Annotated in this window: 10 protein-coding genes and 1 pseudogene; 6 read left to right on the forward strand and 5 right to left on the reverse strand. The window is 70.0% G+C overall.

From position 1 onward, the window contains the following. Positions 1–127: 127 nt before the first annotated feature. A complete protein-coding gene (locus ACWDA7_RS22265; RefSeq protein ID WP_450605975.1) occupies positions 128–1,831 on the reverse strand; it encodes an NAD-dependent malic enzyme in 1,704 nt (567 codons plus the stop codon). A gap of 319 nt (positions 1,832–2,150) precedes the next feature. After that, positions 2,151–3,371: a molybdopterin molybdotransferase MoeA gene (locus tag ACWDA7_RS22270; RefSeq protein ID WP_450605976.1), complete on the reverse strand. Its 1,221-nt coding sequence runs from the start codon at positions 3,369–3,371 to the stop codon at positions 2,151–2,153. A gap of 603 nt (positions 3,372–3,974) precedes the next feature. Between ACWDA7_RS22270 and ACWDA7_RS22275 the strand changes: the two genes are divergently transcribed. Together ACWDA7_RS22275 and ACWDA7_RS22280 are read left to right on the forward strand one after the other, a co-directional pair. Next, entirely contained in the window at positions 3,975–6,263 is a 2,289-nt protein-coding gene (locus ACWDA7_RS22275; RefSeq protein WP_450605977.1) for an FdhF/YdeP family oxidoreductase, read from the forward strand. A gap of 100 nt (positions 6,264–6,363) precedes the next feature. Beyond that, entirely contained in the window at positions 6,364–7,341 is a 978-nt protein-coding gene (locus ACWDA7_RS22280) for a LysR family transcriptional regulator (protein WP_450605978.1), read from the forward strand. Between the two features lie 372 nt (positions 7,342–7,713). Here the strand turns inward: ACWDA7_RS22280 and msrA are convergent, their stop codons facing one another. The 3 genes from msrA to ACWDA7_RS22295 all read right to left on the reverse strand — a co-directional run bounded on the left by msrA (position 7,714) and on the right by ACWDA7_RS22295 (position 10,606). Then, a complete protein-coding gene (msrA, locus tag ACWDA7_RS22285; protein ID WP_450605979.1) occupies positions 7,714–8,226 on the reverse strand; it encodes a peptide-methionine (S)-S-oxide reductase MsrA in 513 nt (170 codons plus the stop codon). A 210-nt stretch (positions 8,227–8,436) separates the two neighbouring features. Beyond that, the gene (locus ACWDA7_RS22290) at positions 8,437–9,936 is read right to left on the reverse strand and encodes a long-chain-fatty-acid--CoA ligase (protein WP_450605980.1); all 1,500 of its coding nucleotides are present in this window, start codon (positions 9,934–9,936) and stop codon (positions 8,437–8,439) included. A 388-nt stretch (positions 9,937–10,324) separates the two neighbouring features. Further along, entirely contained in the window at positions 10,325–10,606 is a 282-nt protein-coding gene (locus tag ACWDA7_RS22295; RefSeq protein ID WP_450606005.1) for a nuclear transport factor 2 family protein, read from the reverse strand. Between ACWDA7_RS22295 and ACWDA7_RS22300 the strand changes: the two are divergent. From ACWDA7_RS22300 to ACWDA7_RS22315, 4 genes and pseudogenes are all read left to right on the forward strand, one after another. After that, positions 10,601–10,846, forward strand: a pseudogene (locus ACWDA7_RS22300) (ABC transporter substrate-binding protein); the annotation flags it as partial. The gene ACWDA7_RS22295 and the pseudogene ACWDA7_RS22300 sit on opposite strands and share 6 nt — an antisense overlap. 99 nt (positions 10,847–10,945) lie before the next feature. Then, on the forward strand, positions 10,946–11,746 hold the full coding sequence (locus tag ACWDA7_RS22305) for a thioesterase family protein (RefSeq protein ID WP_450605981.1): 801 nt from the start codon (positions 10,946–10,948) through the stop codon (positions 11,744–11,746). Positions 11,747–11,940: 194 nt separating this feature from the next. Then, on the forward strand, positions 11,941–12,492 hold the full coding sequence (locus tag ACWDA7_RS22310) for a beta-class carbonic anhydrase (RefSeq protein WP_450605982.1): 552 nt from the start codon (positions 11,941–11,943) through the stop codon (positions 12,490–12,492). Positions 12,493–12,627: 135 nt separating this feature from the next. Beyond that, positions 12,628–13,422, forward strand: coding sequence for an acyl-CoA dehydrogenase family protein (locus ACWDA7_RS22315; protein WP_450605983.1), 795 nt, complete (start codon positions 12,628–12,630; stop codon positions 13,420–13,422). The last annotated feature ends 57 nt before the right edge of the window (positions 13,423–13,479 follow it).

The raw sequence follows: 13,479 nt of genomic DNA on the forward strand, positions 1-13,479 counted from the left end.
ATGCAGAACACTTCGGGACGGAGTATCCGACCGGGTTGACGATGGGTGGAAGGGCGATGGGCGGGGGGACGAGGCCGACGACGGCGAGGCCGACGAGGGCGAGGCCGATGGCCTTCTGGCCGGAGTGTCACACGGCCTTCACCGGCGGGTAGACCGGCTGCCACATGGCGGCGCGGACGCGCTCCTCGATCGTGTCGTCGACCGTTTCGCGGGCCACGCCGTCGTGGGCTGCGGCCCAGGCCACGGCGACCGCCACGGCGACCGAGGTCTCGTGCAGCTGGTCGATGAGGGGGAGGATCGGGGCGCCGGGGGCGGTGGCGTCGGTCCGCCGGGCGACGGCGTGGGCGGCCGCGACCAGCATCCGGTCGGTGACGCGGTCGGCGCCGGCGACGATGACGCCCAGGCCCAGGCCGGGGAAGACGAGTGCGTTGTTCGCCTGCCCGATCCGGTAGGTCACGCCCTGGTGCTCGACCGCGGCGAAGGGGCTGCCGGTGGCGATCAACGCGCGGCCGTCGGTCCAGGCGAGTAGGTCGCCGGGGACGGCCTCGGCCAGCCGGGTCGGGTTGGACATGGGCAGGATGATCGGGCGGCGGGTGTGCGCGGCCATGGTGCGCACGATCTCTTCGGTGAAGGCGCCGCCCTGTCCGGAGGTGCCGATCAGGATGGTCGGGCGCACCCGCCTGACGACCTCGGCCAGCGGGATGCCGCCCCCCGCGTCGTCCCGTTGCCAGTCGGCGACCTCGGAGGAGTGGCGGGCGTAACGGATCTGGAAGTCGCGTATGCCGTCCTGGCCCTGGGTGAGCAGGCCGTGCCGGTCGACGGCCCAGATACGGGAGGCGGCCTGCTGCGATGAGAGGCCTTCGGCGACGAGCGCGTCGTGGAGCTGGTCGGCGATGCCGATGCCGGCGGTTCCGGCGCCGAAGACGACGATGCGGTGATCGCTCAGCGGGACACCGCCGGCCCTGACGCCGGCGAGCACCGCGGCGAGGTTGACGGCGCCGGTGCCCTGGACGTCGTCGTTGAAGGTGAGGACCTTCTCCCGGTAGCGGTCCAGGATGCGGCGGGCGTTGGCCGGGCCGAAGTCCTCCCAGTGCAGCATGGCGCCCGGGAACAGCTTCGTGGCGGCGGTGACGTAGGCGTCGATGAAGGCGTCGTAGGTGGCCCGGTCGACGCGTTCGTGCCGGTTGCCCAGGTACAGCGGGTCTTCGAGGAGTTCCTTGCGGTCGGTGCCGACGTCCAGCATGACCGCCAGGGTGCGGTTCGGGTGGATGCCTGCGGCGGCGGTGTAGACGGCGAGCTTGCCGACCGCGATGTCGATGCCGCCCACGCCCCAGTCGCCGATGCCGAGGATCGCCTCGCCGTCGGTGGCCACGATCAGGTCCAGGTCGTCCGGACCGAGCCCCGTGGCCTTCAGCGCACCCTCGATGTCCTCGGGCGCGTCGACCGACAGATAGACGCCGGCGGGGCGGCGGTACTCGTAGCTGTAGCGCTCGATGGCGGTGCCGACGGTGGGGGTGTAGACGACGGGCAGCATCTCGGCGAGGTGGTCGCTGAGCAGCCGGTGGAAGAGCACCTGGTTACGGTCGTGCAGTGCCGTGAGGTAGACGTTCTTGGCCAGGTCGGTCGGCTGCGCCTCGTACTGCTGGTAGGCGCGGGCCGCCTGCTGGTCCTGGGTCAGCACCTGCGGCGGAATCAAGCCCACCAGGCCCAGCTCCCGCCGCTCCTCCTCAGTGAACGCCGTTCCCCGGTTCAGCCGGGGATCGGCCAGCACGGCACGCCCCCGGGCCTTCGTCTCCAGTTGTCGCTCCGTGCTGTTCCACTTCGTTGCCATGATCGGCTTCCTTTGGTCTCCGTCGTCCGATGTGACCAGAGTCGGGGGGAGCCAGACATGAGTCCAATGCCTCAGTTTCCCACGATCCATGAATCTGGAGAATTGAACGTCTTTGACGTGCGCCTTTTGCCGAAAGCCGGGCGCTTGCGGGGGAACGCGGTGTGACGGAGACCGCACGTCGCTGCCGTGGTCATCCTCCCTTCCATTACCTGCCGGCATGGTTGTCCCGTTCGCGGTGCATGTCTTCCTCGCCTGCCGGGCTGCCCGATGTCGCCGCCCGAGGCCTGCCCGGCGGGGGCGGACGCGGCTGGGGCGGGGCTCATCGGGGAAGCGGGAGCACCTCCACCAAGGAGCCGGTTGTGGTGCCGCCGGGCGGTACGACCGCCAGGCCGTCGGCCGCCGCGATGCCCCGGAGCATGGCCGAGCCGTCGAACGCGAGGGCCGCGGCACGTCCGGCTTCGACCTTCACCGGGACCAGGCGGACGTCGTGCGCGTGGCCGTGGATCGGCGTGGCCGCGGCACAGATGTCAGGGGCGGTCTGCGGATGGCCGCCGAGGCGGGGCAGCAGGGGAACCGCGAGCGTCACCATCCCGGCGACGGCGGCGAGCGGGTTGCCGGGCAGTCCGACGAGCCACCGCCCGATCCCGTCGGTGGCCGGCGGGAGCTCGGCCAGCAGCATGGGATGCCCGGGCCTGACGGCGACGGAGTCCACGATCACACGCGCGCCCACCTCGCTCAGCAGCTCATGGAGAAGGTCGGTCGGGCCGACGGACGTTCCTCCCGTGGTGATGACGACGTCGGCCGACGAGCGCTGCAACTGCTCCCGCAGCGGTGCGGCTTCGTCGCCGGTCAGACGTTGTCCCGACAGCCGGGCACCACAGGCACGCAGCGAGGGAGCCAGCATGGGGCTGAGTGCGTCACGCACACGCCCCTGGGCGGGAAGTCCCGAACTGACCAGCTCGCCACCCGTCACGAGCAGCTGAACCGTCGGCTGCCGGTGGACGCGCAGATGGTCGTGTCCGGCTGCCGCAGCCGCCCCCACGACCGCCGGCGTGACCGTTGAGCCGGCCTCGAGGAGCATGGCCCCCGCGACGCATTCCTGGCCGCGAGGGCGGATGTCCTGGCCCCGCGGCAGCGGATGGGCGCAATGAACGAGACCATCGGCCTCGACACCGCGCTCCCGGCGCAGGACGGCGGTCGTGCCTGCGGGAACAGGGGCACCGGTGGCGATGCCTACGGCGGTTCCCGCGTGCAGGGGCGCGGGCAGTTCGCCGGCCAGGACGCGGCCTTCGAGCACCTTCCAGGGACCGGACCCGCACACGGCCCAGCCGTCCATGGCCGAGGTGTCGAAAGCGGGGAGATCCGTCAGTGCTGTCAGGGGAGCGGCCAGAGCATGCCCGATTGCGCCGGACAGCGAGCGGATGACCGGCGGCAGGGGCGTGGCGGCCGTCCTGGCACTGGAGCGGGCCTGCTCCCAGGAGACGTGTGCTGTGCCGGTGGCCTCCTGCCGGCCCATGGGGGTGGCGTGCTGCACGGGCATGGTCGCGACTCCTTCAGGGGTTTCAGGTATTCGTCCGCCCGAGGGGGAAATGCCGGAAAGGCGGCCGATCTATTCCGGAAGGCAGCGCCCTTGACCAGCGGTTCGCCTCCGGTGATCCGAATGGGTCGAAAGCCGAGTCGGGCGACCGCGATGCGCGCGAGACGGTGGATCTCGTCGTCGGTCAGGGGCCTGTCACGGAAAAGCGGATCCAGCTCTTCGGTCGGCGTGCAGTACGAGCGCCGGAGGTCGCACCGGTCGGTCACGGAGAGCCGCGGATCGGTGTGGACCCGGTCGAACCCGTCGACGAGGCGTGCGCCGCCGTGCCCGTCCGGAGCGGCGGCGCACGGCGTGCAGTGCGGCGGAATACGGCGAGCGGCTCTCCATGAACAAAGAGCCTGGAGTCTTTCCGGTGAGAAAGTCAAGAAAGCGTGCGGTGGTGAGGTCTACGCGGCTTCACGGACGAAATGTGGTTTCATCGGCGGTGCCTATCAGGGGAAAGGGGAGGCCTCTTTGACGGCGTTTCCGGGGCGGGTTTAGTTTCTCCGGGAGAAATGCATTCACGTCGGTTTCTTCGGGTCGGAAGCCGGGAAGGCAGGCCGCATCATGGGTGCTCTGGAAGACCCCACTGACGATCGCTTGGAGATTACGCCGCCCAAGACCTGGGCGACCGGCGTCCCCGCGGTCGCCCACGCCCTGCAGTACTCGCTGAGCCAGACGTCGCCCCGCAGGACGATGCTGACCCTGCTGAACATCAACCAGGCCAAGGGCATCGACTGCCCCGGCTGCGCCTGGCCGGAGCCCGGCAAGCGGCACATGAACGAGTACTGCGAGAACGGCGCCAAGCACATCAACGACGAGGCGACCTCACGGCGCGTGCGCCGTGAGTTCTTCGAGCAGTACACCGTCGAGGAACTGGGCCGTAAGTCCGACTACTGGCTCAACCAGCAGGGCCGGCTGACCGAGCCGATGGTCAAGCGGCCCGGATCGGAACACTACGAGCCCATCGAGTGGGACGCCGCCCTCTCCCTGATGGCCGAGGAGCTGCGCGGCCTGGGCTCTCCGGACGAGGCCCTGTTCTACACCTCAGGCCGGCTCAACAACGAGGCGGCCTTCCTGCTCCAGCTCTTCGCCCGCGCCTACGGCACCAACAATCTGCCGGACTGCAGCAACATGTGCCACGAGTCCAGCGGTTCAGCGCTGATGGAGACCCTCGGCATCGGCAAGGGCAGCGTGAGTCTGGACGACATCCACCAGGCCGATCTGATCTTCGTCGTCGGTCAGAACCCCGGTACGAACCACCCGCGCATGCTGTCGGCCCTGGAGGAGACCAAGCGCAACGGCGGGAGCGTCGTCGCCGTCAACACGCTTCCCGAAGCCGGGCTGATGCGGTTCAAGCACCCGCAGCGGCCCCGCGGCGTGGTCGGCCGGGGCACGGTCATCGCGGACCAGTTCCTCCACATCCGCGCCGGCGGCGACCTCGCCCTCTTCCAGGCCCTCAACCTGCTGCTGCTCGAGGCCGAGGACGCAGCCCCTGGCGCCGTACTGGACCACGACTTCATCCAGAAGAACTGCAGCGGCTTCGAAGCCTTCGCCGAACACGCGCGCAAGACCTCCTGGGAGGATGTCCTCGCGGCCACCGGTCTCACCCGCGAGGAGATCGAGGAGGTCCACGAGCGGGTCCTGAAGGCCAAGAGCGTCATCGTCTGCTGGGCGATGGGCGTCACCCAGCAGAAGCACGGCGTGCCCACCATCCGTGAGATCGTCAACTTCCTCATGCTGCGGGGCAACCTCGGTAAACCCGGAGCCGGTGTATGTCCCGTTCGCGGTCACAGCAACGTCCAGGGCGACCGCACCATGGGGGTGTGGGAGCAGATGCCGCAGAGCTACCTCGACGCGCTGGGACGGGAGTTCGGCTTCACCCCGCCCACGAAGCGCGGCTACGACTCCGTCAACGCCATTCGTGCCATGCGCGACGGCAAAGCGACGTTCTTCCTGGGCGTGGCCGGCAACTTCGTCCGGGCAACCCCGGACAGCGAGGTGACCGAGCAGGCCATGCGCCGCTGCCGGCTGACGGCCCACATCTCCACCAAGCTCAACCGCTCCCACACCGTCTGCGGCGAGACCGCGCTGATCCTGCCCACCCTGGGCCGCAGTGACCGCGACATCCAGGCCGGCGGCGAGCAGTTCATCACGGTCGAGGACTCCATGAGCATGGTCCATGCCTCCCGAGGACGGCTCACCCCGGCCTCGGACGGCCTGTTGAGCGAAGTGGCGATCATCTCGAGGCTGGCCCGCAGCACCCTCGGCCACTCCCCGGAGATCCCCTGGGAGGACTTCGAGGCGGACTACGGCACCGTCCGGGACCGCATCTCGCGTGTCATCCCGGGATTCGAGGACTTCAACGAGCGCGTCGCCGAGCCCGACGGCTTCCAGCTGCCCAACCCGGTCAACTCACTGACCTTCCGCACCCCGACCGGCAAGGCCGTCTTCACCTGCAACGACTTCGAGATGCTGCGGCCGCCCGAGGGGTATCTCATCCTGCAGTCCATGCGGTCACACGACCAGTGGAACACCATCCCGTACGCGATGAACGACCGCTACCGCGGTATCCACAACGGCCGCCGGGTGGTCCTGGTCCATCCCGAGGACATCAGCGAACTGGGCCTGAACGGAATGCAGATGGTGGACCTGGTCAGCGTGTGGCACGACGGCAGCGAGCGCCGGGCCGAGTCGTTCCGGCTGGTGCCCTACCCCACCTCTCGCGGTTCGGCCGCCGCCTACTACCCGGAGACCAACGTGCTGGTCCCCCTGGACAGCGTCGCCGACATCAGCAACTGCCCCACTTCCAAGGGCATCGTGGTGCGTCTGGAGCCGGTGGCATGGGCCGGGTGACCGCGCGCCGACGGGTGCTGCGCATGCGCCGATCGGCCACCGGACTGAGATGCCACAATGAGCCCGACCGGGATCTCACATGGCGAGAGGTGTTCAGCCCGTGCTCTTCCGGCAGCTCGAATACCTGGTCGCTCTGGCGCGGGAGCGGCACTTCGCCCACGCCGCACAGAGCTGCGGGGTGTCCCAGCCCTCCCTGTCCGAGGCCATCCGCAAGCTGGAAGAGGAACTCGAAGTCCCGCTCATCCAACGGGGACGCCGCTTCGACGGCCTGACCGCCGAGGGCGAACGCGTCGTCGTATGGGCGCGCCAGATCCTGGCCGACCGGGACGCTCTGCAGGACGAGGTCGCCGCCATGCGGACGGGCCTCGACGGCCGGATCCGGATAGCCACCGTGCCCAGCGCCGCCACCGCCGTACCGCGCCTGGTGGATCCGCTGTGCACCCGGCACCCGCTGCTCACCGCGCATGTCATGGCCGACCTGACGTCGATAGAGATTCTGACGAGGCTCAGGGACTTCTCCGTCGACGCGGCTCTGACCTACCTGGACGACGAGGTACGCGCCGCGTTCCAGGTGGTGTCGCTGTACCAGGAGAAGTACGTCCTGCTCAGCGATGCGTCCTGGGCCCCGATCGGCGGCGAGACGGTGTCCTGGGCCGAGGCGGCGGCGCTTCCGCTGTGTCTGCTCACGCCTGCCATGCGGGGCAGGCGTACCCTCGACGCCCTCTTCGCCGACGTCGGGGCCGAACCGGTGGCAAGGGTGGAGACCGACTCGTTCGCCTCGCTGATCGCCCACGTGGTCCCAGGGCGCTGGGCCGGGATCGTCCCGCTGGCCTTCGTCCACGCACTCGGTGTGCCGCCCGGGGTGCGTGCGGTCCCCATGGCCGAGCCCTCGCGAGCAGTCGAGATCGGCCTCGTGACCTGCCGTCGGGAGCCCGAGTCGGTGACGGTGCGCGCGCTGGTGGCCACCGCGCGCCAGGTCGACCTCACGCCCCTCGAGCGCCTGCCCCGGATGCCCTCAGGGTTCGGCGCCGCGTCGGGCGTGCGAGGCGACGCGGCCCCACGGCCTTCGGCCGGCTGAGCGGTACGCGCACTTCTCGGCCGGTCCCGCCGCTCGTGGCCACTCATCGACGCGGGCCCCGTCCTTCAGATCGACACCAGGCTGTGCGATGCCATACGCCATGGTCCGAAACGAGGCGTCTGCCATACCCGGCATACGCGGGTGGCCGGCGCCCGACCGGGCGGGCGCCGACTCACAGAGACCCTGGGGGCAGGGCACGACCTGTCGCACCTTGAGAGCCCGAGGCGATCATCATCTGTGCGCGGGCACCCGACCGGGCGCCCGCGTTCAAGACCTCGCATGATCTGCGAAGCGGCTTCCACACGGGAACGCGTCCATCCGGGGACCCGTGGCCGAGGGACGAGCCCTCGGCGCCCCGGTCGGCTCGGGCGGTCAGCCCTCCGTGCGAGCGGGCAGTCGCCATCCCGGGCGCGGGAAGTGGCAGGTGTAGCCCTCCGGGTAACGCTCCAGATAGTCCTGGTGCTCGGGCTCGGCCTCCCAGAAGGGGCCGACCGGCTCGACCTCGGTGACGACCTTGCCCGGCCACAGTCCGGAGGCGTCCACATCCGCGATGGTGTCCTCGGCGATCCGCTTCTGCTCGTCGTCCACGAAGTAGATCGCCGAGCGGTAGCTGAGACCGATGTCGTTGCCCTGGCGGTTCTTGGTGCTCGGGTCGTGGATCTGGAAGAAGAACTCCAAGATCGCGCGGTAGTCGGTCTTCTCGGGGTCGAAAAGGATCTCGATGGCCTCGGCGTGGGTCCCGTGGTTACGGTACGTAGCGTTCGGCACGTCCCCGCCGGTGTAACCGACCCGGGTCGCCGTCACGCCCGGGAGCCGGCGGACCAGGTCCTGCATCCCCCAGAAGCATCCACCCGCCAGCACGGCCCTCTGCGTCTGCGCTGCCATTTCGGCCCCTCCAATATCTTTCGCCTCGGTCACTCGGGCTGCCCGCCTCGCACACGATCGACAACCCGTACTTCTGGCTACATCAGCGTGTCAGGGTCCCAAACAATTCCGGGCCCCCGCGGCTGCCGGCCGCCGCGCGGGCGAGCCGCGCGGACGACGCCGGAACCACTGCCGGTCCACCGGCCCAGTGCCCCTCCCCGCGACGCCGGCTCACCGCCCGTCCGGCTCGGCCGGCGGAACGATCTCCCGCTTGAGGATCTTGCCTGTGGGCCCTTTCGGCAAGGTGTCCGCGATCCATACCTTCCGCGGATACTTGTACGCGGCGACCTGGCGCTTGACGTAATCACGCAGCTCGTCCGGTGTGGCCCGGGCGCCCGGCTTGAGGACGACCGCCGCGCCGACCTCCTCACCGAGATCAGGACTGGGCAGACCGACCACCGCGGCATCGGCCACCGCCGGATGCTTGTACAGCACGGCTTCGACCTCGCGCGGGTACACGTTGTAGCCGCCACGAATGATGAGGTCCTTCTTCCGGCCGACGATCCAGAAGTATCCGTCCTCGTCGACCCGGCCGATGTCGCCGGTGTGGAACCAGCCGTCCCGGACCGCGGCGGCGGTCTCCTCGGGGCGTTGCCAGTACCGCTTCATCACGTTGTGGCCGCGAATCGCGATCTCGCCCGATTCCCCGGGCGGTACCTCCTGGTCGTTGTTGTCGACCACCCGCATCTGGACACCCCGGATCGGGGTACCGACCGAACCGGGCTTGGGCCCGGTCTGCGGGTTGTTGAGCGAGGCGACGGGCGAGGTCTCGGACAATCCGTACCCTTCGAACACGACGCAGTCGAACGCGGCCTGGAAGTCGCGCAGCACCTGGACCGGCATCGCCGCGCCGCCGGAGAAGCAGTACCGCAGCCGGGAGACGTCGTAGGCGTCCCGGCCGGGCTGCCGCAACAGCCTGCTGAATATCGTCGGCACCCCGACGAAGGCCGTCACTCCGTGCCCGGCGAGGATGCCCAGGGCCTTCTCGGCGTCGAAGCGCGGCAGCAGCGTGACGCACGCACCGGAGGCGACGGCGGCGTTGAGAGTGCAGGTCTGCCCGAACGCGTGGAAGAGCGGCAACCCACCGAAAATCACGTCGTCGGGGGTGAGCAAAAGCAGCTCGGTGGCCACGATGTCGCAGTTGCGGGTCAGGTTGGCGTGGGTCAGCTCCGCCCCCTTCGGCTGACCGGTCGTCCCCGAGGTGTAGAGAATCACCGCCGTGTCGTCGTCCCGGTCAGTGAGGTCCTCGGCGGGTGTCCCTGACGCAAGCAGCCGGTCGAATCCGGCGGGATCGACGACGACCGCGTCGGCCCCGGTCTGCTGCGCACCGGCCCGCGCCTCGTCGCCGAAGGTGTGCCAGGCGAACAGCAGCCGGGCACCCGAATCGCCGAGGTAGTAGGCGACTTCCCGGGACTTGAGCAGGGGGTTCATCGGAACGACGATGCCGCCGGCCCGGAGTATGCCGAAGTAGACGATCGCGAACTCGGGGGTGTTGGGGAGCATGATCGCGACTCGTTCGCCTGGTTTCACGCCGCGGTCGCGAAGCAGTCCGGCCATACGGGCGCTGCTCTGGTCGAGCGTGCGATAGGAGGTGGTGTCGTCACCGAGACGCAGCGCGGTGCGATCGGGGTGAGCGCGGGCGCTGCGGACCACGTTGGACGCGAGATGCATGCCGGATCCTCCTTCCGAGGTCTCGGCCTTCCCACGGCCACGTAGCCCCCGCGTGATCGGGGGCTTGCCGCCGCGGCCCTCGCCCTGGACGGGATCTGGAGATGATCAGCAGGGCGAGTCTCACTGGTCGGGGCTTGCGCTCAGGGAGTCCAGCGCGAGGAACTCGAGTCCGTCGCGCCTGAGCCGCTTCAAAGACCCATGATGAGGCCGACGCTACGCCCCGAGCAGGTGCCATGCCACCGACGGCGGGCCGGGGGCGTCGCGTGCTCGTCCACCTTTCGGCCATGGCGCTGCCCACCGCGCAGCTGCGGGTTCGGCGTCGGGAGCGCGGCGGCTCCTGGCCGTGTCACCGCCTGCCAGGACCTTCGCCGTTGGGTGCGGCTCGTCCTCAGTGAGTCTCCGCTCCGGCTGCCTCGGGGGACGTGAGAGCGGCCTGCATCGCCACCCCGTCCACGTAGGAGTGCTTCTCCTTCACCGCACCGTTCTCGACCAGGACGAAATCCGCGAGATCCACGTCGACCGCGGCTCCCGACACGGACGTCCCGGTCGGCTTCCACTGGACGACCCAGAAGTCCTCACCGGTGCGCAGCGAGATGAACTCGAAGGCCAGATCCGGGACGAGCGCGAACATCCCGGCCACCGTCTCGCGGATGGCCGCGCGCCCCCGCACCCCGCGGCCGCCCGGCTGTGGCTGGAGTACCTCTTCAGCACCGAAGGCCAGAATCTCCGGCTCGCCGGATACGCCCGCCCCGTGCTGATGGACGCCATGCGGCGCAGCGGCACCCTGGACACGGCCGCCGCCGCGAGGCTGCCGACGGTCGAGGGGACGCCGCAGTTCCCCACGGACGCGCAGTTGGAGAAGTCGCAGCAGACGGTCCTCCAGCCGTGGGAGCGGGCCGTCGGGGGCTGAGCGCGCGGTTGTGGAGAAGAGGGCCGGCCGCCGGGACCTGCACAGTACCGACGGGTAACATGGCGGCCTCGCCCGCCGGAAGGAAGGGAAGCCGTGGCCATGCCCGTCAGTGACGTCGAGGCATTCTTCGAACGGGTGGCGGGGGATCGCTTCGTCCCCACCGCCTGCGCCCGGGGCCCCTGGGACGAGCACAGCCAGCACGCGGGGCCGCCCGCCGCGCTGCTCGGGCGGGCTGTCCAGTCCCGCCCCGGGTCCCGAGAAAACATGCGCCTCGCCCGGATCACCTTCGAGATCCTGCGGCCGGTGCCCTTGCGCCCGCTGTCGGTGACCACGCGGGTCCTCAGGGAGGGCCGGAGCGTGGAGCTGGTCGAGGCGTCCCTGACCCCGGACGGCGGGGACGAGGTGATGCGGGCGAGGGCACTGCGCATCCGGACCGCTCCCGGTTCCGTGACCCCGACGATGGACGTTCCTGTCGTCCGCGCCCCTGAGGAGTCCAGTCCCGAGGCGTTCTTCCCCGTGCCATGGGACATCGGCTACCACACAGCCATGGAGACGCGGTTCGCGGAGGGTTCCTTTCTCGCGCTTGGGCCGGCGACCTGCTGGATGCGCATGCGGGTTCCCTTGGTGGCGGGGGAGGCGATCACACCGCTGGACCGCGTCCTGGTGGCGGCGGATTCCGGCAATGGGCTGAGCAACGTGCTCGACTTCGCGTCGCAGGTGTTCATCAACCCCGACCTGACAGTCCACCTGCACCGCCACCCCATCGGGGAATGGGTCTGTCTCGACGCCCGCACCAGCATCGATGAGGACGGGATGGGCATGGCCGAAGCCGCGCTCCACGACGAACGCGGTCCGATCGGCCGCAGCGTGCAGAGCCTCTTCGTCGGCAGCCGGGGCTGAGGAACGTGAGCCGCGGCTTGGGGTCTCGTGCGTCCCGGCCGGCGGGCGCGGGATGGGCGCACCACTGTTGGCGCGCCCACCCAGCGCCTGCATCACTGTTGGCGAAACACTGGCTACTGAATACCGTATACACAAGCCCGCCTCCCCGGCGGTCAGCGGTTCTTCGGATTTCGCAGCGGATTGAGGTGGCCAGCATGCTCGTACCAGCATCCCGTCCCGCCCAGCCCACCACCGGCCCCACCGGCGACGAGACGGTCATCGACCGCCTCGTACGGTCCAACAGGGGCTACGCCGCCGGATTCGCCGACCCGGGCATGGGTGCCCGGCCGGTCCTCGGCGTCGCCGTCGTGGCCTGTATGGACGCCCGGCTGGATCTGCACGCCGCGCTCGGCCTCGAACTGGGCGACTGTCACACCATCCGCAACGCGGGCGGCGTCGTCACCGACGACACGATCCGTTCTCTCACGATCAGTCAGCGGGCGCTCGGCACCCGCAGCATCGTCCTGATCCACCACACCGGCTGCGGTCTCGAGTCCCTGACCGAGGAGTTCCGGCACGAGTTGGAGATGGAGGTCGGCCAGCGGCCCGCCTGGGCGGTCGAGGCCTTCCGCGACGTCGACCAGGACATACGGCAGTCGATGCAGCGGGTGCGCACGTCGCCGTTCCTGCTGCACACGGACGACGTGCGCGGCTTCGTGTTCGACGTGAAGACCGGAGCGCTGCGGGAGGTCGGCGCACGGTCCTGATTCGGCGTCAGCTCTGCCGAGCCTCTCGGCCGCGAGCTGCGCGAGAGGCCAAGAGCAAATTGCTCCGGTTCCCCTCTGGTGCATCCACAGCACGCTTCGGCATACTGTATGCAATCTTCTCCAGAGGGGGTCCCCGTGTCGTATCGCAGCACTCTCTCCCGTCTCCTGGACGCCGTCATCGCCCCCTCCGCCGAGAGGGTCCGGGCGCAGGGCAGGTTCCCGCGCAGTTCGCTGACGGCCCTGGGGCGGGCGGGACTTCTGGGACTCACCGTCTCCACCGACCTCGGGGGCGGTGGGCGTGGGCTCGCGGACGCCGCCGACGTGGTGACGCGGGTGGCCGGCGCCTGTCCGGCGACCGCCGCCGTGCTTCAGTCCCACTATGCGGCAGCCGCCGTCGTCGAGGCGTACGGCAGTCGCTGGCTCCGTGGCGAGATCGCCGCCGGGCATCACCTCAGCAGCCTCGCTCTGGATGAGCCCGCGGCCGAAGGTCGCCGAACGCGGCTTCAGCCGGGAGCCCCTGACGCCTCCGCGACCCGCTCCGGTGGCGTGGTCGCCCTGCGCGCCCGCAAGCACGACGTGGTCGCGGCCGGAGAGGCGGACAGCTACATCTGGTCCTCACGGCCGCTCGCCGCGCGGGACGGGCTGACCCTGTGGGTGGTCCCGGCGCACGCCGCCGACCTGTTCGTCCCGGCGCGTCCGGACCGGGCGGGCCCGTACGGCAGCGGGACCTCCACGGTCTTCGCCGACCCGGTGCTGATCCCCGCCGATGCGATGCTCGGGCCGGACGGCGAGGGGTTCGGCATCGTGCAAGGCATCGTCGAGCCGTGGCTGCTCGAGTTGCAGACCGCCGTGGGCGCCGCAGCCACCGGCCCGGTGGCGGTCGGCGGCTCCTTCGGGCCCGCTCGCCTCGCCACGGATTCTCTTGCCTGACGCAGGGAAGCCGACTCGTCGACCGGCCGGGACCGGGCCGCTCGTCGGGACGCGGGT

The organism is Streptomyces sp. NPDC001156, assembly GCF_053598275.1.